This window comes from Pacificibacter marinus (assembly GCF_018860665.1).
Classification (GTDB): Bacteria; Pseudomonadota; Alphaproteobacteria; order Rhodobacterales; family Rhodobacteraceae; genus Celeribacter; species Celeribacter marinus_A.
This window is the reverse complement of the sequence record NZ_JAHKPK010000040.1, coordinates 1-20,176: the sequence shown is the minus strand read 5'-3', so window position 1 is coordinate 20,176 and position 20,176 is coordinate 1. Positions and strand designations below refer to the sequence as shown.

The following is a 20,176-nucleotide window of genomic DNA, read 5'->3' as shown; positions in this document are numbered from 1 at the left end:
CAGTCGCGAGGTTGAGTAGACTTAAACCCATATATATTTCACATAGCCCTTAGTCCTGACTGTTTGTCGTCGGACCAAGGACGGCCCGCCCAGGAGAACCACATGCCATATCGCGCCCCCGCCGATGAATTTCAGTTCATTCTGGACAAGGTCGTTGATTTTGGGGGACTGTCTGACATAGAGCGTTTTTCTGATGTTGATTTAGACGTTGCCGCGGCGATTTTGGCTGAGGCTGCTAAACTTGCCAGCGACGTGATTGCCCCTCTTGATCGCGGCGGTGACCAACTGGGCGCCACTTTGGAGAGCGGCGCTGTCAAAACGTCTCCTGGCTTTGCAGATGGTTTCGCAACACTTGCCAAAGGCGGTTGGATTGGCATGTTGGCTGCGCCAGAGAGCGGAGGTATGGGGTTGCCTTTGTCTGTGGCGACGGCTGTGAACGATATGCTGTCTGGGGCCTGCCTGTCGCTGTCGCTTAATCCTTTGATGTCGCAAGGCCAGATTGAGGCGCTAGAGCATCACGCCAGCGATGAGATCAAAGCGCTCTATTTGCCCAAATTGATGGATGGCACGTGGTGCGGCACAATGAACCTGACAGAATCCGGTGCGGGATCAGACGTTGGTGCGCTGCGCAGCAAAGCGACACGCAATTCCGACGGCACCTATTCTATTACAGGGCAAAAGATTTTTATCACATGGGGCGACAGTGATTTCGCCGAAAATATTTGCCATCTGGTGCTCGCGCGATTGCCGGATGGGGTCGAGGGTACCAAAGGGATTTCTTTGTTCATGGTGCCTAAAATCATTCCCAATGCGGATGGCAGTCTGGGTGAGGCGAATGCTGTCAGTGTTGTCAGTCTTGAACACAAGCTTGGGATACACGGGTCACCGACCTGCGTGATGGACTATAACGAGGCCAAGGGGTGGCTGATCGGGCGCGAACACGAAGGCATTAAGTGCATGTTCACGATGATGAACAATGCGCGTTTGGGCGTCGCGGCCCAAGGTGTTGGCGTGGCAGAGGCGGCAACGCAACGCGCGCTGAGCTATGCACAAGATCGCGTGCAAGGCGTGCCTTTGGCTGGCGAAAGTGGTGCTATTTGTGACCACGCGGATGTGCGACGGATGTTGGCGACAATGCGCGCTGAAACGTTTGTCGCGCGCTCAATCGCGCTGGCTTGCGGCGTTGCGCTTGATATGGCGCTTGATGATGCCGATCAGGCGGCCAAGGGGGCCTTTTTGATTCCCATCGCCAAAGCCTTTGGGACGGATATAGGGCATGAAGTGGCGCAGATGGGTGTTCAGGTTCATGGCGGCATGGGCTACATTGAAGAAACAGGTGCCGCGCAATATGCGCGCGATGCACGGATCACGTCGATCTATGAGGGAACTAACGGTATTCAGGCGATGGATTTGGTGTCAAGAAAACTCAATGATGGCGGCGATGCAGCCTTTGCGATTTTGGATGAAATCGAAAGTTTTGCCGAAGCGGCAAGGGGGCACATGCCTGCCTTGGCCAAAGAGGTTTGGAGTGCTGCGGAAACATTGCGCGAAGGTGTTGAGGCTATGATCGCCTTGCCGCTGAACGATCGCTTTGCTGGCGCAGTTCCATTTTTACGCGCCTTTGCGCGCGTTTTGGGCGGGCACTATCATTTAAAGGCTGCCATCGCCGAAAAGGACGAGGGCAAGCGCACCAAATTGGCAGCATTCTATATGCGACGGCTTTTGCCTGAGCATGGCGCTTTACTGGCGCAAGCCCGCCTTGGCGCGGCGGACCTTTATGCCTTTTCTATGGACGAGCTTAGCACTGGATGACCGATCCTATACGCATTCCATTTGATGAGGCCCCAAAACAGGGCGAAATGATCGAGCTGGCGCAGGGCGTTTTTTGGGCGCGGATGCCTTTGCCGATCGCCTTGAACCATGTGAACGTCTACATTTTGGACGACGGCGATGGTTGGACGGTGGTGGATACAGGCGTAGACACAAAGCTGTCCCGCCGTTTGTGGACCGAACTTTTGTCAGGACCATTAAGCGTTAAGCCGGTCAAACGACTGATTGTCACGCATCATCATTTGGATCATGTCGGATTAGCGGGCTGGTTTGCCGTTGAGCACGGCGCAGAGCTTGTGATGACGCGTACCGCTTATTTGATGGCCCGTATGTTGCAACTTGATGTGCAAGACGCGCCAACACCTGAAATGATTGCATTTTGGCGGTCCTGCGGCATGGCGTCGGATATTCTGTCAAAACGCATATCTGAACGCCCGTTCAACACCGCCGATGTCGTTGGTCAGCTGCCTTTGGGCTATACGCGGATCAAAGACGGCGATGAAATAACAATCGGCGGACGTATCTGGGATGTGCGCTGTGGCGATGGCCATGCGCCAGAACACGCGACGTTTTGGTCACGAGATCATGCGCTTGTTTTGGGTGGCGATCAGCTTTTGGGGTCAATCTCGCCCAACCTAGGCGTCAGTGCGACGGAACCTTTTGCTGATCCTGTGGGTGAATGGATGCACTCTTGCGCGGCGTTCCAGAACCATGCGCTGGAAAGCCAACTTGTTCTGACAGGGCATAAACTGCCCTATACTGGACTGCCCGCGCGACTTGCGCAATTGATTGCCAATCATCACACCGCACTGGATCGCCTGCTGGCGTTTTTGTCCGCGCCACATGCTGCCTGCGACTGTTTTGTGCCTTTGTTCAAACGTGAGATCAAAGGCGGCGAATACGGATTGGCGATGGTTGAGGCCATGGCGCATTGCGTGCATTTGTATCACAATGGGCTTGTCACCCGCAGTCTGCGCGAGGATGGCGCAATCGTATGGCAACGTAAGGATCAGCAATGAACGAAACAGATCAAATTCAAACGTCAGCCGAAGCTGCGGAAGCCGCCGCAATGCCGCGTGCTCGGGTGGTTCACAGTGATCCCAATGCGCCTCAATCGCCTGAGCAAAAGCCACTTCCAGCCGCTTTGTCACGTAAGCCTGTCGATCAAAAAAGCCCTGCGGAATGGGCCTATGAACGTCTGATTTTGTACATCAAAAATTTCGAAGAACAGCTCGACGGTGAACACGAAATCGCGATGGGATACACGGGGTCTAGCACGGGCGCGTTGCGGATTGAGGGGATGGGGTTTTTTGATCCAGATCTCGTCACATTCTATGGATCAGACGAAGCGGGCACCAAAACCCAGCTTGTGCAACACGTGACCCAATTGAACGTCATGCTGCGCGCCTTGCCAAAGCAAAAACCAGAAGTCGCTGCAACGCGTATTGGGTTTCGTTTGGTCGACGATCTGGAAAGCAACAGTGAGACATAAGTTCACACAGGGTGCGAAGAGCAGGTGACACAGGCGCGCATTTCCTTTAATTCATTCCAAAAATAGCGATAAGGATCAAAGAACATGTCCGAACATAAACACGGTGAAATGGATATTTCCGTTCAAGAACAGTCTTTTGAAGGCTTCATGAAGTGGTCAACTCGCGTTGGCGTTTTCTCGATTCTCGTGTTGGTTTTCCTCGCGATCTTCAGAACCTAAGTATGAGTAAACGTGTGGGAAGTGGATCGTTGCGCGGTCTGCGGCTAGGGGTGTTGTTTCTAGCGGCAGTTGTTTTGACGGCTTGCGGTGCGGCTGAACCTGTTTGGGCGCCCGATTCCGAAGTTTCCCGCTCTGTCTATCGTCACGATGGGCCAAGCGCGATCACGCTTTTCACAGTTGTTGGTGCCCGATCTGGTGCGGGCGCACATTCTGGCTTGATGGTCAACGCGCCGTCCCAACGCGCTATGTTTGATCCAGCAGGTACATTCAACCACCCGCATTTGCCAGAACGCAATGATGTGATTTTTGGCATGTCTGATGCAGCCGTTGCATTCTACATCGATTACCATGCCCGTGTGACCTACGATGTGATCGAGCAAACCGTTCTGGTTAGCCCCGAGGTTGCAGAATTGGCTTTGGCGCGCATTCAAGCGTATGGTGCTGTGGCTAAGGCGCAATGTGCGGATAGCATAACGGACATTTTGGCAGGCCTACCGGGATTTGAAGATGCGCCGCAAACCATGTTCCCCAAAAAGGTGATGACATGGTTTGATGAATTGCCAAATGTGACAACCACATCTCATTCCGACGATTCGCCAGCGCAAAATGGTCACTTCGTAGAAGCACCGCACTTGCTGCTCAATTGATTATCCGATCAATGTGATCAGCCGATTAAAGCGCCCAGACCGAAAAAGACGCTCAGACCTGCGATAATCGCGTAGAGTACATTGCGGGTTAGCAAGCCGACGATGAGTGTGACCATGGCCGCTGACAACCTTAGCGGGTCGGCGGAATGCGCGGCGTTGCTGCCGATCAGCATAGGCGCCACCACGCCCGGCAAAACAGCCACAGGTGTGAACCTAAGCATTTTTAAAAGCCAGTTCGGCAGCTCTCGGCTTCCGATCAATCCCAAGAATGAAAACCGGATCACATATGTTCCGATCCCCATCGCAATGATGATGATCCAGATTTGTGCGGTGCTGGCCTCAATCATTCTGTGTTCCTTTGCATTTCAACCCATGTTTCAACCAGCGCGCCCACCACAAGCGCTGCGACTGCCGCCACCAATAGGCCTGTGCCGTAAGGCATAAAACTAAGCGCAAGCACCAAGACAATTGAGGTTATCGCCGCTGCGACATGAGCCAAAGATTTCAGCATAGGCGCGACGACGGCTAAAAAAGTGATGGGCACAGCGAAATCAACCCCAAGATCGGAAGGGATTTTTTCACCCAAAACGGCACCACCAAACGTTGCGACGTACCAAGTCAGCCCCAAAGGCACACCTGCGCCAAAAAAATACCTCAGCTTGTCTGCGGTGCTAAGGTTGGGGCGTTTTTCGAATTCAATCGTCGATAGAGCATAAGGTTGATCGAATAGAACATAGGCCGCAAAAGCGCGTTTCCACAATGGGGCGGCACCAAGGTGCGGGGCAAGTGATGCTGAATACATTGCCATACGAAGGTTCACGGCCAAGGCTGTAACGATAACGATCAAGGTGGGGGCGTGCTCTGTCAAAAGCTGTAGCGCTGTCAGTTGCGCCGCCCCTGCAATGACCAGTATGGAAAAGCCCATCACTTGCGCCAAGTTCATGCCCGCTTCGGTGGCAATCACGCCAAATAAAACCCCGAATGGCACGATGACGATAAAAAATGGCAGACTGTCTAAAGCGCCTTGAGTGAACGGCTTGCGTTGATGGGGCTGCTGCATGGTCTGTTTCCAAAAAATATCTGAATCAATGGTCGATCTGATCGTCAATGGGGCGATTTATATAAATCTAGTCAAAAGTTCCTGCGACACGGCCCAATAACATAAAGGCGCGCGCTGTGCGTGAATCCGACAGGGCAGCGATTTCTTCGTCCGTTGCTGTGGCTTCGAATTCGGCAAAGGTTTTATCGAATTTGCGCAAGAAATGATGGACTGCATCGCGAAAAATGGCGTCTTGTTTCATCCGCCCAGAGGCCAGCGCCAAGCTGGACCGATCACGCACTCCGCCCAAAGGTGCCACAACACGACCGCGTTCGCCTTTGGCAAAGTGGCGCCAAACCTCTGGCTTGGCACGGTCTGGGCGCAGATCGTCCATATAAATGCCGTCTTGGCTGAGCAGGGTTAAAATATCCTGTGCGGCGTGAATAAGCTGGCTGACTTTGCGATCGGTCAATGCACGACGTAGGGCACGAAAACCTTCTTTGTCTTCCGCTGTTTCAGGAAAATTCATCGCACGAATAAAGTCTGCAACCGATAAGGGCGGTGCCAGATTTTCTGACGGTGTTCCCAAGGCCAAAGAGGCTTGATCCTCGGCCAAGACCGGCGATGCAATCGCAAGCCTGTCTTCGGGCGGGGTCTCTTGGGGGCGGATTGAGGTAAAGGTCGCCAACGTCGTCTGCGTTTTACGCTGTGCGGCCACGATTTCTTCGAGCTTTTTTTCAACGGATGCAGAGGCACCGCTGCCTTGACCAGAAAGATAACTTTGGCGCATTGCAGAAATTGCAGCCTGCAGACGTCTGCTTTCATCACGCATCGTCCGAGAGGCGCGCACGGCAAGTGCGCCGACCCAAATCATGGCAATCGGCATGAAAATAGCGATCAGCATCATGACAAAGCGGATGCTGTCAAAGTGAGACTCGTTGTCACCACCATCGACAACGATGAAAAAAACAGCTGTCATTGCCAACCAGATGATGGACAAAGCGCCAGCGATAATTTCAGTCGTCGTGATACGCGCATCATCTTCTGGGCGGGTGTACACGCCAAGTTCGATGGATTGTTTGCCGTCTTGAGCCAAAGTGGCCTCCCAGCGAAATATTTTAAGCAGACAGCCCTTGCGGACTAAATGTATTCAACTTTGAGAATCTCGTAGCTTTTCAAGCCACCGGGTGTGCGAACGTCGACGCTATCGCCTTCTTCTTTTGAAATCAAAGCGCGTGCGATTGGCGACTTGATGTTTAGCAAGCCGTTTTCAATATCAGCTTCGTGTTCGCCGACGATTTGATAGGTTTTTTCTTCATCGGTGTCTTCGTCAACAATCGTAACCGTCGCAGAAAATTTGACAGCGCCTGACAGGCTTTTGGGATCGATGATTTGAGACAAAGACAAGATGCCTTCGAGCTCTTTGACGCGGCCTTCGATGAAGCTGTGTTTCTCACGTGCTGAATGATATTCGGCGTTTTCCGATAGGTCGCCATGTTCGCGCGCTTCTGCAATCGCTTGAATGATTGCAGGGCGTTCAACTGAAGTGAGATTTTTGAGCTCAGCACTCAGCGCGGCGTGACCGGCGCGGGTCATAAGAATTTTTTCCATAGCACTCATTCGCACGAAAAAGACGTCACAGCACTGAATGCTGCGCGTCTGGTTGTTGATTTTGTTCAAACACCAGACCCCGAACGCGCCCAAATTGCAAGAGCAGACACCACTGACGAGGTGCGAGCGGCGGAAAAAATCCGTGTTGTTTTCCATAATTGTGCCGCATTCGTAAACAATACATCAGGTGAACGTAAACAATCTTGAGAGAGCCAAGGCCAAATGACTGTTTTTGCAAGATTTTCCATTATCTATCTCATCTTTGCCATCGTCACGACTGTGGTTCTTTATGGGTTTTCCTTTGGGCATTTGATGGAAATCGGGTTCTTGGCCACGGATCTGATTAAATATATGGGCGCAGGCCCATGGGTAATGTGGTTGTTCCCCGTTCTTGTCTACTACGTGGTGCGTCATCCCGCGCGCATTTCTGAGGCACTATATGGGTTTATCGCAACGATTGCCTTGGTGTGTGCTTACACTTTGATGAAGGGGACCATTCCCGTACTGGTGCCTTATTGGGCCGATGGGATGTTCGCGCAATGGGATCTTGCATTGCACGGCGGCGTGGCGCCTTGGGAACTGTCGCATCGGTTGAGCGCCTATATAGATACGGATGGCGCCGTGCGGACCTATTCCGGTTTTTGGGGAGCTTTCGCGTTTTCATTCCCAGCGTTTTTGGCATTGAGTGATCAAGATCCGGCCCGCAAGGTTCGATTTTTGGCGCTCTACGCCTTGGCATGGATTTTGATTGGCAATGTGATCGCCACGGCATTTTCATCTGTGGGGCCAATTTACATTGATCGCTATTATGGTGGAGACGCCTTTGCGCCAATGATTGCATCGCTCAAAGATTTAACATTCCCCGGAACCTCTGTGGACGCTTTACAAACGCGGCTTTGGGAGGCGCTCGTCACGGACGATGGCATGAATACCGGCGGGGCGGCCATTTCCGCGTTTCCGTCTATGCATGTGGCGATTGCTGCTGTATGGGCGGTTTATATGACAGAGCGAAGCTGGTTCTTTGCGCCTGTCGCGATTGCTTTTGCCGTGACGATTTTGTTTTTGTCGGTCTATACGGGCTGGCATTATGCAGTGGATGGCTATGCATCTATCGTCTGCGTCTTGGTGCTTTATGCTGCTTTGCGGCAATTGTTCAAAAAATAATTGCTGATAACGTACAAAATGACCTTCCAGAAATTGACCATGCCTAGTTTTAAAGGGTAGGAAGGTTGAACGATTGACTGATCGAGGGAGCAATTTTATGTCAAATATTGAGCGCGAAGCGATGGAATATGACGTCGTTATCGTTGGGGCGGGGCCTGCTGGTCTATCCGCCGCAATCCGATTGAAGCAGCTCGATGCTGACCTAAACGTTGTTGTTTTGGAAAAAGGCTCAGAAGTGGGCGCGCATATTTTGTCAGGCGCTGTGCTAGACCCAAGTGGTCTTGATGCATTGATCCCCGATTGGAAAGCCAAAGGCGCGCCGCTGAACACACCTGTGAAAACCGATAATTTTTATATGCTCGGTGCCGCTGGTCAAATCCGCATTCCTAATTTTCCAATGCCGCCTTTGATGAACAATCACGGCAATTATATCGTGTCGATGGGCAACGTGTGTCGCTGGATGGCTGAGCAGGCCGAAGAGCTGGGCGTCGAAATTTTCCCAGGCATGTCCTGTTCTGAGCTTATTTACGGCGACAACGGCGAAGTTAAAGGCGTGGTCGCGGGTGTGTTTGGTCTTGAAGCTGATGGCACGCTTGGCCCTGATTCAGAGCCCGGCATGGAATTGCATGGCAAATACGTGTTGCTGTCCGAAGGTGTGCGTGGGTCTTTGTCCAAAGAGGTTATTGCGAAATACGACCTGTCTGCTGGGCGCGACGTGCAAAAGCACGGCCTTGGCATGAAAGAGATCTGGGAAATTGACCCCGCCAAACACGTCGAGGGCACAGTGACCCATACAATGGGCTGGCCTTTGGGCGGCAAAGCTGGTGGCGGCGCTTTCGTCTATCATGCTGAAAACAATCAAGTGTTTATTGGTTTCGTGGTTCACTTGAACTATAAAAACCCGAACCTGTTCCCCTATATGGAATTCCAACAGTTCAAACATCACCCGATGATTGCTGAGCTGCTCAAAGGCGGTAAACGCGTGGCCTATGGCGCGCGCGCGATTTCCGAGGGCGGTTATCAGTCGATGCCTAAGGCGGCATTCCCAGGTGGGGCCTTGCTGGGCTGCTCTGTTGGTTTGGTGAACGTGCCGCGGATCAAAGGCAATCATAACGCGATGTTGTCTGGCAAAGCGGCTGCTGAGGCCGTTGTCTCGGCGCTTAAAGACGGACGTTCTGGCGATACACTTGAGGCGTACGAAACTGAATTGCGCAGCGGCGCGGTTGGCAAAGACCTGAAAAAAGTGCGCAATGTGAAGCCGCTTTGGTCTAAGCTGGGATTGTTCCCGTCTTTGGCGCTGGGTGGCTTTGATATGTGGTGCAACACGATCCTTGGGACGTCATTGTTTGGCACGGTGAAGCACGGTAAATCTGATGCGGCAAGCACAGGCAAGGCCAGCGATTATCCGATGATTGACTATCCGAAACCGGATGGCGTGCTGTCCTTTGACCGCCTGACAAATGTGTCGTTTGCGGCAACAAATCATGAAGAAAGTCAGCCAAGCCATTTGCGATTGGCGGACCCTGCTGTTGCGGTTTCCACAGACTATAACGTCTACGGCGGACCTGCCGCGCGTTATTGTCCCGCAGGTGTTTACGAATATCTGACGGAAGAAGGCCAAGAGCCTAAGTTTGTGGTCAACTTCCAAAACTGCGTGCATTGCAAGACATGCGACATTAAGGAAGCGAGCCAAAATATCACATGGACCGTTCCGCAGGGCGGGGATGGGCCGAATTATCCTAATATGTAAGCGTTTTGCCGCGAACATGATTTAATTGAACAGTTTAGGGGGCCTTTGCGGGCCCCCCATCCATTGCAGCCCCCGAATGTGCGCGCTAGGCTTATGTCAACACATAGGGAGATGCGTGTGAAACAGTTCGCGATTTTAAAACTTGCCGCCTTGGGTCTGTCCGTTGGTTTGACACTGTCTTCGACCACAGCGAGCTTCGCTGATGCAGGGTCTTACTTGGCGACGCGTCAGGCTGTGATGGAGCGCGATTACCAAGAGCAAGCTCAGTATGCGAGCCAATCTCTTGTCTCTGATCCGCGCAACCCAGATTTATTGGAAACCTTAATCGCAGCCAAAATTTCTGTTGGCGCATTTGACGATGCCTTTGGCTATGCGACGATGCTCAAAGACATCGACCCCAGCAGTCAAACTGCCGCGATGATTTTGTTTCCTCGCTATGTTGAAGCTGGGGACTGGGATGCCCTTTTGACCATCATCGAAGCGGGCGAGGGCGTCTCATCTATCGTTGACGGATTGAGCCGCGCTTGGGCTCATGTGGGTAAGGGCGAAATGAGCGAGGCGCTGGAGCTGTTTGACGCCTTTTCAAAAGGCGATGATGGTTTTCAAGTCTTTGGCCCTTATAGTCACGCTTTGGCCTTGGCTTTGGTGGGCGACTTTGAGGGCGGTTTGGCGTTATTGTCCGATCCGTCTATGCCGCAAACTGGTGGGGTGGTTTTCGCCCGCGCGCAAATGCTTAGTCAGTTGGAGCGTAACGATGATGCACGCCAGTTGCTGCGTGATGCGTTCGGGCCGACGCGCGACCCGCAAGTGCTTGCGTTTGACGCGCAATTGGCATCGGGCGAAAGCGTACCGTTTGATATTGTGACCAATGCACAAGATGGTATCGCTGAAGTCTTTAGTTCTGTCACGGATGCTGTGAATGGCGGGTTTGACGATGGCTACACGCTTTTATACGCGCGGATTGCATTGGAATTGCGCCCAGATAAAGCAGATTACGCGCTGAGAGTTGCAAACATTCTGGAACGTTTGCAGCATTACGATCTGGCCACACAAGTTTATAGTGCCATTGATCCTGCCTCTCCCACCTTTTACTTGGCCGAATTGGGTCGCGCTGCCGCGTTGCGTGCTGAGGGTAAATCGGATGCAGAGCTTGAGGTTTTGCGTGCCCTATCCAAAACCCATAGCAATATGCCCGAGGTCTATACGGCGCTGGGCGATGCGATGCGGCGTGAAGAAATGTATGGTGAGGCGATCGATGCCTATTCAACCGCTCTGTCTAAGGTGTCTGAATTTACAGCCGCCGAGTGGCCTTTGTTGTTCACGCGGGGCATCGCCTATGAGCGAGATGGTCAATGGGCCAAAGCCGAAGCCGATTTTCGCCATGCGCTTGAACTGCAACCGGGCCAGCCGCAGGTTTTGAATTACATGGGGTATTCATTTCTTGAGATGAATGAGAACCTCGATGAGGCCATGAGCATGATCCGCGCCGCAGTGGCTGCGCGTCCAGATGACGGCTATATCACCGACAGTTTGGCTTGGGGATTGTTCCGTCTGCGTGACTATGAGGGTGCCGTGGCCCCCATGGAAAAGGCGACAGCACTTTTGCCCGTTGATCCCATTTTGAATGACCATTTGGGGGATGTGTATTGGGCTGTTGGACGCACACGCGAGGCGCGCTTTCAGTGGAACCGTGCGTTGTCCTTTGATCCAACTGAAAAAGACGCGGAACGGATTCGTTTGAAGCTGTCCATCGGATTGGACCGTGTTTTGATAGAAGAGGGGCTGGAGCCAACGCGGACCCCTACCGATGGTTAAAGTCTTTGCGCCAGCAAAAATCAATCTGTCACTTCATGTGACAGGACAGCGTCATGATGGCTATCACATGCTTGATAGTCTTGTCGCGTTTGTGGACGTTGGCGATCAAATCACGGCAGAGGTCGCCGATAAAACACGCCTTGCGGTCACCGGGCCATTCGCGCAAGGCGTGCCTTTGGGGGATAGCAATTTGGTCGTGAAGGCGGCAACAGCTTGCGGCTTTCCGATGGAGTTGACGTTGGATAAACATCTTCCGCCGTCCTCAGGCATAGGGGGCGGATCCGCGGATGCTGCGGCGACGATTCGCGCAGCGATGCGCCTTGGTGGCCCGCAGATGACTTCCGATCATGCTTTGCTGCTTGGTGCCGATGTGCCGGTGTGTCTGGCGTCTAAATCGACGCGCATGCAGGGCATTGGTGATGTTTTAACGCCGGTTAAACTGCCATCTTTGCATCTTGTTTTGGTCAACCCCGGGGTAGAAGTGTCGACGCCAGCGGTCTTTGCGCAGTTGGCGCGCAAAGATAATCGCCCAATGCCCGAAGAGTTGCCGCACTGGCCAGACAGTCTTGCGTTTACAGATTGGCTGGGCACGCAGCGCAATGATTTGCAAAGTCCAGCTGCAAAACTTGCCCCCGAAGTGGCCGCAGTGCTGGTGGCTTTGGCGCTTTCGCCCGAGGTTTTGTTGACGCGGATGTCCGGCTCAGGCGCGACCTGCTTTGCGATCTATCCAGACAGGCTTACGGCAGAAATGGCCGCAGCGCAGATAGCGCAGAGTAATCCATGGTGGTGGGTGAAAGCGGCCAGTACTTTGCCCGCTTGATCTTTGTTTTAGCGCAGACGCGCGACAACGTAATCTGCGATGTCACTCAACATTTGGCGAATGTCGCTGTCTGGTAATGTGATCAACGCTGCTTTGGCTTTTTCAGCCCAGTTCAGGGCCTCAAGACGTGTCTCGGCCAATGTGTTGTGCTTTTTGAGCAAGGCAATCGCGTGCTCTAGATCACCATCGTCTTGCTTGCCCTTTTCGATGGTTTTCACCCAAAACGCGCGCTCCGTATCGTCTGCTTTGGCCACAGCTTTGATCACGGGCAGCGTCAGCTTACGTTCGCGGAAATCATCGCCGATGTTCTTGCCAGTCTCGCCAGTGCCCTCGTAATCCAGCAAGTCGTCAACGATTTGGAACGATATGCCTAAGGCGTCCCCATAGTTGTACAGGGCTTGGGTGATCGCAGGGTCGGCCTCGGCAATTACGCCGCCAACTTCTGTCGCGGCTGAAAACAACGCTGCGGTTTTTCCTCGAACAACTTGCAGATAAATGTCTTCCGTCGTGGCCAAATCTTGCGCGGCCGTCAGTTGCAACACTTCACCTTCGGCAATCGTAGCTGAAGCGCCAGATAAAATATGCATCACACGCATAGAATTACATTCAGTCATTAATTGGAATGAGCGTGCGAACAGATAGTCGCCCACAAGCACCGATGATTTGTTGTCCCACAACAGGTTCGCGGTCGGGCGACCGCGGCGCTGGGCGCTTTCGTCAACAACATCGTCATGCAGCAATGTGGCCGTATGAATGAACTCGACCGTGGCGGCGAGATGAATGTGATAGGGGCCGTCGTATCCGCAGGCTTTGGCCGCCGCGAGTGTCAGCATCGGGCGCAAGCGTTTGCCGCCTGCCTCGACCAAATGCGCGGTCACTTCAGGAATACGTGGCGCATGTTTAGAGGCCATGCGCTCTTTGATAAGTGTATTGACCTCTGCCAATTCTGAGGCGAGTGCCGCTGCTAATTTTTCATGTGGCTTAACAGTTGCGTTATCAAGGCTCATTCTTCAGGTCCTTCACTCGACAAATCAAACCGTCTGCCGTTAAATCGGAAACATGAAACAGCTCTTACGCACAACTGACCCGATGAAAATCATCTATGCCAAAGCACTGCTTGCTGGCGACGATATAAACTGCTTTGAAATGGACGTCCATATGAGCGTGCTAGAAGGGTCCGTTGGCATATTGCCGCGCCGCCTCATGGTGCTCAATGATGATCTTGCCGAGGCACGTCAAATTCTTATCGATAATGAGTTTGAGTTGGAGCCTGAGTGACGGATCAGTCCGAGACTGTTGACGCATTTTTAATGGGTCTGGTGCAGCTTAGGCAGCCTGCGCGTGGTTATCGCGCGGGGGTTGATCCTGTTCTTCTGGCTGCCGCCACACCAGGTGCGGCGGGCCAATCCGTTTTAGAACTTGGCTGCGGTGCAGGTGCTGCCTCGCTGTGTCTCAATGCGCGCGTACAGGGCATGACGTTTGTTGGTGTCGAAATCCAGCCCTATTATGCAGATCTGGCGCGTCGAAATGCAGCAGAAAACAACGCGGACATGGAAGTCGTAGAGGCGGACATTCGTGCTTTGCCTTTGCATGTGCGTGACCGTCGCTTTGACCATGTCATCGCCAATCCACCCTATTACTTGAAAGAAAAATCCACAGCATCCGACGATTTTGGACGGGATGTCGCGGTCAGCGGTGAAACACCTTTGGACACTTGGGTCGATGTCGCCTCGCGCAGGCTTGGGCCTCGTGGATACTTCACCATGATCCAAAAGGCAGACCGTTTGCTTGATATTCTGTCTGCGCTCGAAGGGCGACTTGGCTCAGTGCGTGTACGACCCATTCAGGCAAGGGCAGGTCGTGCCGCACGTTTGGTCATCGTTCAAGCGCGCAAACTGGGGCGTGCCGATTTCGTGCTCGAGGCCCCTTTGCGAATGCATGATGGGCCGCGTCACGAACGAGATGGCGACAGTTACAGTGACAAAGCGTTATCTATTTTGCGACATTCAGCGGCTTTGTGCTGGGATGATTAAGAAATTGGCAAGGTTTTGCGTGCCAAGATCGGTCCACTGACATGTTTCGTAACAGATAGGTGACAAGACTCAAAAAATATGCTGCACTCTTTGTGTGGCTTTAAAATGAGCCAGTCAACACGAGAGAGAGGATTTGAAATGACATTGAGTTCCCACATCCATGAGTTGAAGAAAAAACACCAAAACCTTGCTGATGCCGTTGAAAGTGCCCAACGTTCGCCAAGTATCGATGCACTTAAAGTTGCAGCGATGAAGAAACAAAAACTCCGTCTCAAAGAAGAAATTTCTCGCCTGTCGGCATAGATTTTTTAATCGGTTTGGCGGCTCGCATATGCTGCCAAGCCGGCGCCTAACGTGATTAAAATGGCTGATAGAAAAAGTGATCCCTTTGGAGCTGTGACGCCAAATACAACCAGTATAAGTGTGGACAGCAGTGGTGCGGCATAGGATGCGGTGCCCAAAATTTGAATATTTCCGCGCTTTATCCCGATATCCCAGACATAAAACGCCGCTCCAACAGGCCCCATTCCAAGCGCCAAGATGGACAGCCACCCTATAGGTGCGGTTGGCCAAGCCGTGGTTTCCAAAAATACATGCGCGAGGGTTGATAGCAGGGCTGTTGCCAAACAAAACACAGTAACCGAAGCAGTCGGGATATCGCCCAGCCGCCGCGACAAAACGGAATAGGCGGACCAAGTAAATGCACAGGCCAGTGCAAGCCCATATCCGAATAGGCTCTCAATTTCGAATTCGGCACCTGCAGCGACAATCAAGCTGGCGCCAGCAAAAGATATGACCGCCCCAACAATATGGAGCAGGCGTAGACGCTCGCCAGGTAAAAGCCCTGAAAACAAAACGATCAGCAACGGCCAAAGATAGGCGATTAGCCCTGCTTCTGCCGGTGGCGCTGCGCGCAAGGCTGAGAAATAAAGAAAATGATAACCAAAAAGCCCCAGCGTTCCAAAGACATACACCGACAGGGGGACGCGCTTAAGATCAGACCAACTTTTGGTTGTCGCAATCCATGCAAGCCCGATGATCCCGCCGATTGAAAAGCAAAGCGCATTCAATTGGAAGGGCGGTACAGGATCTGTGCCGACTGTCAAAAGCGCGAGTAGCGCCCACAGTATAATAGCGATAAATCCAATGAAGGTTGCGGAGCGTTGAGACATGGTTCGATCTATGTCCGCTTAGTATGTTCAGGTCAACAAAAAGGGCCGCCCGTAGGCGACCCGAATTGTTACGCATGCATTTAATTTAAACGAAAAACTGTGCGCCATTTGCGGAAATCGTAGACCCGTTCATGAAGCCCGAATCATCACTTGCCAAAAACGCGACGCAGCGCGCGATTTCTTCTGGCTCGCCAAGGCGGCCCGCAGGTATACCCGCGACGATTTTGTTCCGAACCTCTTCGGGGATTGCCATAACCATTTCGGTCGCGATGTAGCCGGGGCAAATCGCATTCGCTGTGATGCCTGCGCGCGCGCCTTCTTGGGCCAGTGATTTTACAATACCCAGATCACCCGCTTTGGTCGCGGCATAGTTCACCTGTGCGAATTGACCTTTTTGACCATTGATCGATGAAATAACGATCACGCGTCCGAATTTGCGTTCGCGCATACCGGGCCACACAGGGTGAACTGTGTTGAAGACGCCTGTGAGATTTGTATCAATCACCTCATGCCATTGCTGAGGGGTCATTTTGTGAAACGGCGCATCGCGTGTGATACCTGCGTTTGCGACAACGACGTCAATTGGACCTAGAGCGTCTTCGACTGCGGCGATTCCTGCTTTTGAGGCATCATAGTCCGCGACATTCCACTTAAATGTTTGAATGCCTGTTTCGGCCGTGAATTTTGCGGCAGCGTCTTCATTGCCAGCAAAATTCGCCGCGACCTCATAGCCTTCAGCCTTCAATTTCGTCGAGATGGCAGCGCCAATTCCGCGCGTGCCTCCTGTTACAAGTGCAACTCTAGCCATTGTGCCCTCCCCGGCGAGTAATTTCAAAAATAAAGGTGTATCACTGCGCAAAATGGTTGCGCAGTGAGTCTTTGTTAATCGCGCTCAACGCACAGAGCGACGCCCATGCCACCACCAATGCAAAGTGTTGCGAGACCTTTTTTCGCATCGCGACGCTGCATTTCGAATAACAAAGTGTTGAGAATGCGCGCACCAGAAGCACCGATTGGGTGACCAATCGCGATCGCGCCACCATTGACGTTCACAATCTCTGGGTTCCAACCCATGTCTTTGTTTACGGCACAGGCCTGTGCGGCGAAAGCTTCATTGGCTTCAACAAGATCTAGATCTGCCGCTTTCCAGCCAGCTTTCTCAAGCGCTTTTTGTGATGCTCGGATCGGGCCCGCGCCCATAATGGAAGGGTCCAGACCCGCTGTTGCATAGGATGCAATGCGTGCAAGTGGCTTGATGCCGCGTTTGGCGGCGTTTTCGGCGGACATTAGCAAAACGCCTGCCGCGCCATCGTTGAGGCCAGAGGCATTGCCGGCAGTCACAGTGCCTTCGCGATCAAACGCAGGGCGCAGTTTTTGCATACTTTCAAGTGTCGCGCCGTGACGGATGTATTCGTCTGCGTCTATAACAGTTTCACTGCGACGGGTTTTGACCGTGAACGGAATAATCTCATCCACAAACTTACCAGCCAGCTGCGCAGCTTCCGCTTTGTTCTGCGATGCCAATGCAAAGGCATCTTGCATTTCGCGCGAGATGTCCCATTTCTTGGCAACGTTTTCAGCGGTGATGCCCATGTGGTAGCCGTTAAATGCGTCCCACAAGCCGTCTTTGATCATCGAATCGATGAACTGCATATCGCCCATCTTATGGCCTGCGCGAAGGTTGGCGACATGGGGAGACAAGGACATGTTTTCTTGTCCGCCAGCGCAAACGATGTCTGCATCTCCAAGCATAATATGTTGAGTTGCCAATGCGACGGTGCGTAGACCAGATCCACAGACTTGATTGATGCTCCACGCCGAAGATTCTTGTGGCAAACCAGCAAGGATATGTGCTTGGCGAGCAGGGTTTTGGCCTTGGCCTGCAGTCAAAACTTGGCCTAGAATGGTTTCAGAGACTTCGGTTTTCTCAATACCGGCGCGCGCAACTAGGGCTTCAAGGACTGCGGCACCAAGGTCATGTGCTGGCGTATTGGCAAAAGAGCCGGCAAAGCTACCAACGGCGGTGCGAGCGGCCGAGGCGATTACGACATTTGTCATGATAGTGCTATCTCTCCTAAAAATTTAGAGGGAGATTGCCAATAAGGCGAATTTTTTGCAACAAAGTTGCGCACTCCCCGACTCAAGACTATGCCGCGACTGCATCATAATCAATGGTCAGGTCGCCTTACTTTCCATAAAAATCCAGTTTAGCTGGCAATTTTATGTACAGAGCGCTGTTTCCACAGAGGATCGATTGTTGCTGCGCCGAAATAATGCCCTTGTAAGCAGTCGACTCCAATAGAAGAAAGATAATCAGCATCCTCCTTCGTTTCGACAAACTCTGCAACGGTATACATATCGAAATGTCGAGCAATTGAGATGAGTGCTTGGGTCAGTACTTAATTGTCTGGCGTGTTCGCAATGTCACGAATAAATGCACCATCGATTTTGACCATGTCGAAATAAAAATCTTTAAAGTACCGAAAAGCAGTATACCCAGCGCCGAAATCATCCAACGCAAATGATATACCTTTAGCCTGCAGCTCGGTCATAAAAAAACTGACCATGTCGGGCATAATCATAGCCGAACTTTCAGTGATTTCTAGAATCAAGCGTTCTGCGATGGTTTCATCTTTCGCTAGCCCATTCAGCAACGTTTCTTTCCATCGTGGGTAACCTATGGATCGTGCTGACATATTAATAGATAAGCGAATATTTGGTTGTTCCAACAGGGTTTGTAACCCGATTTCGATGGCCAAACAGTCAAGTTCGCGCCCTGTTTCTGACGTTTCAGAGACTTCGATAAATTCGCGTGCAGGAATGACACGTCCATTTTTGTCCAAAACACGCAGAAGTCCCTCGTAAAACGCAGGGCGGTCAGGGCGCAGCGTTTGTACGATGGGTTGATACGCTAACATGACCTGTTTTGCTTTGATTGCGTCGCGCACCATTTGCATGGTGTTGCGATCGCGTTCTGTTATCGCGGCAGACAATGGGCTGTCAAAGCCGCCCTGTAATGAAATTGAACTGGTCATCTCTGACTCCTTCGTGCGCCGATTGTTCGTCATTGAAACAACATGGCTCAGAGTAGATAACGGCAGGTAAATTGGTGAATTTTAAGCAATTTTATATTGATTTTGGGTAAAAGTTTTAAGGCTTTGATTTCATTGAAATGTAGTTCAGGTCATGTGGAAAAGATGCCGATTGCATGAAGGTTGATTCAGATTTTAAGGGGTTTAGCGCATAAACAACGACACATTTGACCGCGCACAGTTAGGAGCGCTGTGACACGCCACGACTTAAGACGAGATCTCTTAACGATATAGCAAGAACAAATTGTTTGTATGTGGGCGTAAACAATATCTGGGCAGATCATGACTTTTCAACACAGCACATCAACGTTTCAAAGCCATCTTGACGACGGTCGGCTCGGTTTCGACGAACTGTTATTCTCGGCCACTGATGAACACGGGATAATCGCTGGAGGCAACGATGTTTTTCAGCGTGTCTCTGGGTTCGAATGGGACGCGCTGCTGGGGGCCTCCCACAACGTTGTCCGTCATCCTGAAATGCCAAAAGGAGTATTTCATATTCTTTGGAAACACCTTCAACAAGGTGAATCCGCTGGCGTATATATCTTAAACCAATGTGAGAATGGCAAATCCTACTGGGTTTATGCTATCATTTCACCTGTTGAGAATGGTTACTTGTCGATTGGGCTGAAACCGTCGTCAGCATTGTTCGATAAAACGCGAGAGTTGTACGCGAGGGTGTTGGAACAAGAGCACGAAGGCCTTTCTGCTGAAGAGAGTGCCGAGCTTATTTTGGCGTCCCTCAAAACCGAAGGTTTCGACGATTACGAATCGTTTTCGTCTCACGCAATCGGACAAGAAATTTCTGCACGTGACGTTGCGCTCTCCCGCAGCTCGAGTAAACTCACCTTTGCGCTCGAGGCGATGTCTCGCCAACTTTTAGAGTTGAGCGATGAGCAAAAAAAGCTGTTTGATTTCTTTGACGCCATTCGCGGGATTCCGTCTAATATGCGCATTGTTGCTTCACGTTTAGAGCCCGCAGGCGGCCCTATTTCGGCTATTTCACAAAATTATCGATTGATGTCCGACGAAGTTCAGGGCCATTTGGATGGCTTCAGAAATGAAAAAGGAGCGAAACGAACAGTGTCGTCCGAGGTGTCCGTCCAAGTGGACGCAGCGCTGTTCCTTGCCGCTGTCGCTGAACTCTTAAAAGAACTGCAAACACAATGCGATCGACCACATTCGGAGACACGTGTTTTTAATGACAGTGTTTTCGAAGGTGAAAACCGAGAAAAACTATTACAAAGTTATGCGACTGAATCTGGTAAAGCTATAAAAGAGGCCAGCATTAAGGTCTTAGGGTAATCCCCCCATTTTTAATGGGGTCCAGCCATAGAATTCATGCGGCTGTTTTCAATTTCATTGCGGGAGTTATGCCGCCGATGCCCATGTTGGGCCGCTCGTTGTTGTAAGTCCAGAGCCATTCAGTCGCCTGGTCTTGTGCCTCCTCAATCGTTTCGAAGATGTATTGTCCCAGCCATTCGCCGCGAAC

The 20,176-nt window shown here is 51.9% G+C and carries 22 protein-coding genes and 1 pseudogene; 13 read left to right on the top strand and 10 right to left on the bottom strand.

Annotated features, from left to right (window positions below):
- The first annotated feature begins 102 nt into the window (after window positions 1-102).
- From KO497_RS12040 to KO497_RS12020, 5 genes are all read left to right on the top strand, one after another.
- Window positions 103-1,812, top strand: coding sequence for an acyl-CoA dehydrogenase (locus tag KO497_RS12040; protein WP_215944219.1), 1,710 nt, complete (start codon window positions 103-105; stop codon window positions 1,810-1,812).
- Entirely contained in the window at window positions 1,809-2,849 is a 1,041-nt protein-coding gene (locus KO497_RS12035; RefSeq protein WP_215944218.1) for an MBL fold metallo-hydrolase, read from the top strand. The genes KO497_RS12040 and KO497_RS12035 overlap by 4 nt, the downstream gene beginning before the upstream one ends.
- Window positions 2,846-3,322: a DUF6173 family protein gene (locus KO497_RS12030; protein ID WP_215944217.1), complete on the top strand. Its 477-nt coding sequence runs from the start codon at window positions 2,846-2,848 to the stop codon at window positions 3,320-3,322. The genes KO497_RS12035 and KO497_RS12030 overlap by 4 nt, the downstream gene beginning before the upstream one ends.
- Before the next feature lie 84 nt (window positions 3,323-3,406).
- Entirely contained in the window at window positions 3,407-3,541 is a 135-nt protein-coding gene (locus tag KO497_RS12025) for an aa3-type cytochrome c oxidase subunit IV (RefSeq protein WP_215944216.1), read from the top strand.
- A gap of 2 nt (window positions 3,542-3,543) precedes the next feature.
- The gene (locus KO497_RS12020) at window positions 3,544-4,188 is read left to right on the top strand and encodes a hypothetical protein (RefSeq protein WP_215944215.1); all 645 of its coding nucleotides are present in this window, start codon (window positions 3,544-3,546) and stop codon (window positions 4,186-4,188) included.
- 17 nt (window positions 4,189-4,205) lie between these two features.
- Here KO497_RS12020 and KO497_RS12015 read toward each other — a convergent pair whose 3' ends face one another.
- From KO497_RS12015 to greA, 4 genes are all read right to left on the bottom strand, one after another.
- Window positions 4,206-4,535, bottom strand: coding sequence for an AzlD domain-containing protein (locus tag KO497_RS12015; RefSeq protein WP_215944214.1), 330 nt, complete (start codon window positions 4,533-4,535; stop codon window positions 4,206-4,208).
- Window positions 4,532-5,248 carry an AzlC family ABC transporter permease gene (locus tag KO497_RS12010; protein ID WP_215944213.1) on the bottom strand — a complete coding sequence of 239 codons (717 nt, stop codon included), beginning with the start codon at window positions 5,246-5,248 and terminating at the stop codon, window positions 4,532-4,534. Before KO497_RS12010 ends, KO497_RS12015 begins: the two co-directional genes overlap by 4 nt.
- A 67-nt stretch (window positions 5,249-5,315) precedes the next feature.
- Window positions 5,316-6,323, bottom strand: a complete 1,008-nt coding sequence (locus KO497_RS12005; RefSeq protein WP_215944212.1) for a hypothetical protein — start codon at window positions 6,321-6,323, stop codon at window positions 5,316-5,318.
- Between the two features lie 44 nt (window positions 6,324-6,367).
- Window positions 6,368-6,838, bottom strand: coding sequence for a transcription elongation factor GreA (gene greA, locus KO497_RS12000; protein WP_215944211.1), 471 nt, complete (start codon window positions 6,836-6,838; stop codon window positions 6,368-6,370).
- A 222-nt stretch (window positions 6,839-7,060) separates the two neighbouring features.
- Between greA and KO497_RS11995 the strand changes: the two genes are divergently transcribed.
- From KO497_RS11995 to KO497_RS11980, 4 genes are all read left to right on the top strand, one after another.
- Complete coding sequence (locus KO497_RS11995) at window positions 7,061-8,002, top strand: phosphatase PAP2 family protein (protein ID WP_215944210.1); 942 nt, start codon at window positions 7,061-7,063, stop codon at window positions 8,000-8,002.
- 97 nt (window positions 8,003-8,099) lie between these two features.
- On the top strand, window positions 8,100-9,752 hold the full coding sequence (locus KO497_RS11990) for an electron transfer flavoprotein-ubiquinone oxidoreductase (RefSeq protein ID WP_215944209.1): 1,653 nt from the start codon (window positions 8,100-8,102) through the stop codon (window positions 9,750-9,752).
- A 117-nt stretch (window positions 9,753-9,869) separates the two neighbouring features.
- Complete coding sequence (locus KO497_RS11985) at window positions 9,870-11,567, top strand: tetratricopeptide repeat protein (protein WP_354668118.1); 1,698 nt, start codon at window positions 9,870-9,872, stop codon at window positions 11,565-11,567.
- Window positions 11,560-12,387, top strand: a complete 828-nt coding sequence (locus KO497_RS11980; protein ID WP_215944207.1) for a 4-(cytidine 5'-diphospho)-2-C-methyl-D-erythritol kinase — start codon at window positions 11,560-11,562, stop codon at window positions 12,385-12,387. Before KO497_RS11985 ends, KO497_RS11980 begins: the two co-directional genes overlap by 8 nt.
- A gap of 8 nt (window positions 12,388-12,395) precedes the next feature.
- Here the strand turns inward: KO497_RS11980 and KO497_RS11975 are convergent, their stop codons facing one another.
- Entirely contained in the window at window positions 12,396-13,394 is a 999-nt protein-coding gene (locus KO497_RS11975; RefSeq protein WP_215944206.1) for a polyprenyl synthetase family protein, read from the bottom strand.
- 52 nt (window positions 13,395-13,446) lie between these two features.
- Here KO497_RS11975 and KO497_RS11970 point away from each other — a divergent pair, with 52 nt between their 5' ends.
- From KO497_RS11970 to KO497_RS11960, 3 genes are all read left to right on the top strand, one after another.
- A complete protein-coding gene (locus tag KO497_RS11970) occupies window positions 13,447-13,665 on the top strand; it encodes a putative signal transducing protein (RefSeq protein WP_215944205.1) in 219 nt (72 codons plus the stop codon).
- The gene (locus KO497_RS11965) at window positions 13,662-14,420 is read left to right on the top strand and encodes a tRNA1(Val) (adenine(37)-N6)-methyltransferase (RefSeq protein WP_354668117.1); all 759 of its coding nucleotides are present in this window, start codon (window positions 13,662-13,664) and stop codon (window positions 14,418-14,420) included. The genes KO497_RS11970 and KO497_RS11965 overlap by 4 nt, the downstream gene beginning before the upstream one ends.
- 138 nt (window positions 14,421-14,558) lie before the next feature.
- Window positions 14,559-14,723 carry a YdcH family protein gene (locus tag KO497_RS11960; protein WP_215944339.1) on the top strand — a complete coding sequence of 55 codons (165 nt, stop codon included), beginning with the start codon at window positions 14,559-14,561 and terminating at the stop codon, window positions 14,721-14,723.
- Between the two features lie 5 nt (window positions 14,724-14,728).
- Here KO497_RS11960 and yddG read toward each other — a convergent pair whose 3' ends face one another.
- The 4 genes and pseudogenes from yddG to KO497_RS11940 all read right to left on the bottom strand — a co-directional run bounded on the left by yddG (window position 14,729) and on the right by KO497_RS11940 (window position 18,627).
- Entirely contained in the window at window positions 14,729-15,592 is an 864-nt protein-coding gene (gene yddG / locus KO497_RS11955) for an aromatic amino acid exporter YddG (RefSeq protein ID WP_215944204.1), read from the bottom strand.
- An 85-nt stretch (window positions 15,593-15,677) separates the two neighbouring features.
- On the bottom strand, window positions 15,678-16,400 hold the full coding sequence (phbB, locus tag KO497_RS11950) for an acetoacetyl-CoA reductase (RefSeq protein WP_215944203.1): 723 nt from the start codon (window positions 16,398-16,400) through the stop codon (window positions 15,678-15,680).
- Window positions 16,401-16,474: 74 nt separating this feature from the next.
- Entirely contained in the window at window positions 16,475-17,650 is a 1,176-nt protein-coding gene (locus KO497_RS11945) for an acetyl-CoA C-acetyltransferase (RefSeq protein WP_215944202.1), read from the bottom strand.
- A 149-nt stretch (window positions 17,651-17,799) separates the two neighbouring features.
- A pseudogene (locus tag KO497_RS11940) lies at window positions 17,800-18,627 on the bottom strand (EAL domain-containing protein).
- Between the two features lie 339 nt (window positions 18,628-18,966).
- Here KO497_RS11940 and KO497_RS11935 point away from each other — a divergent pair.
- Window positions 18,967-19,989, top strand: a complete 1,023-nt coding sequence (locus tag KO497_RS11935) for a PAS domain-containing protein (RefSeq protein ID WP_215944201.1) — start codon at window positions 18,967-18,969, stop codon at window positions 19,987-19,989.
- A gap of 34 nt (window positions 19,990-20,023) precedes the next feature.
- Here KO497_RS11935 and KO497_RS11930 read toward each other — a convergent pair.
- On the bottom strand, window positions 20,024-20,176 hold a 153-nt coding region (locus KO497_RS11930), incomplete at its 5' end, for an integrase core domain-containing protein (RefSeq protein WP_215942552.1).

Bases quoted from the DNA above. Each gene is read 5' to 3' on its own strand.
- phbB (WP_215944203.1), bottom strand. From the start codon at position 16,400: ATGGCTAGAGTTGCACTTGTAACAGGAGGCACGCGCGGAATTGGCGCT.
- KO497_RS11945 (WP_215944202.1), bottom strand. From the start codon at position 17,650: ATGACAAATGTCGTAATCGCCTCGGCCGCTCGCACCGCCGTTGGTAGC.
- KO497_RS11980 (WP_215944207.1), top strand. From the start codon at position 11,560: ATGGTTAAAGTCTTTGCGCCAGCAAAAATCAATCTGTCACTTCATGTG.
- KO497_RS12040 (WP_215944219.1), top strand. From the start codon at position 103: ATGCCATATCGCGCCCCCGCCGATGAATTTCAGTTCATTCTGGACAAG.
- KO497_RS11935 (WP_215944201.1), top strand. From the start codon at position 18,967: ATGACTTTTCAACACAGCACATCAACGTTTCAAAGCCATCTTGACGAC.
- KO497_RS12020 (WP_215944215.1), top strand. From the start codon at position 3,544: ATGAGTAAACGTGTGGGAAGTGGATCGTTGCGCGGTCTGCGGCTAGGG.
- KO497_RS11960 (WP_215944339.1), top strand. From the start codon at position 14,559: ATGACATTGAGTTCCCACATCCATGAGTTGAAGAAAAAACACCAAAAC.
- KO497_RS11975 (WP_215944206.1), bottom strand. From the start codon at position 13,394: ATGAGCCTTGATAACGCAACTGTTAAGCCACATGAAAAATTAGCAGCG.
- KO497_RS12025 (WP_215944216.1), top strand. From the start codon at position 3,407: ATGTCCGAACATAAACACGGTGAAATGGATATTTCCGTTCAAGAACAG.
- KO497_RS12010 (WP_215944213.1), bottom strand. From the start codon at position 5,248: ATGCAGCAGCCCCATCAACGCAAGCCGTTCACTCAAGGCGCTTTAGAC.
- greA (WP_215944211.1), bottom strand. From the start codon at position 6,838: ATGGAAAAAATTCTTATGACCCGCGCCGGTCACGCCGCGCTGAGTGCT.
- KO497_RS12030 (WP_215944217.1), top strand. From the start codon at position 2,846: ATGAACGAAACAGATCAAATTCAAACGTCAGCCGAAGCTGCGGAAGCC.
- KO497_RS11995 (WP_215944210.1), top strand. From the start codon at position 7,061: ATGACTGTTTTTGCAAGATTTTCCATTATCTATCTCATCTTTGCCATC.
- KO497_RS11990 (WP_215944209.1), top strand. From the start codon at position 8,100: ATGTCAAATATTGAGCGCGAAGCGATGGAATATGACGTCGTTATCGTT.
- yddG (WP_215944204.1), bottom strand. From the start codon at position 15,592: ATGTCTCAACGCTCCGCAACCTTCATTGGATTTATCGCTATTATACTG.
- KO497_RS12035 (WP_215944218.1), top strand. From the start codon at position 1,809: ATGACCGATCCTATACGCATTCCATTTGATGAGGCCCCAAAACAGGGC.
- KO497_RS11970 (WP_215944205.1), top strand. From the start codon at position 13,447: ATGAAACAGCTCTTACGCACAACTGACCCGATGAAAATCATCTATGCC.
- KO497_RS12015 (WP_215944214.1), bottom strand. From the start codon at position 4,535: ATGATTGAGGCCAGCACCGCACAAATCTGGATCATCATCATTGCGATG.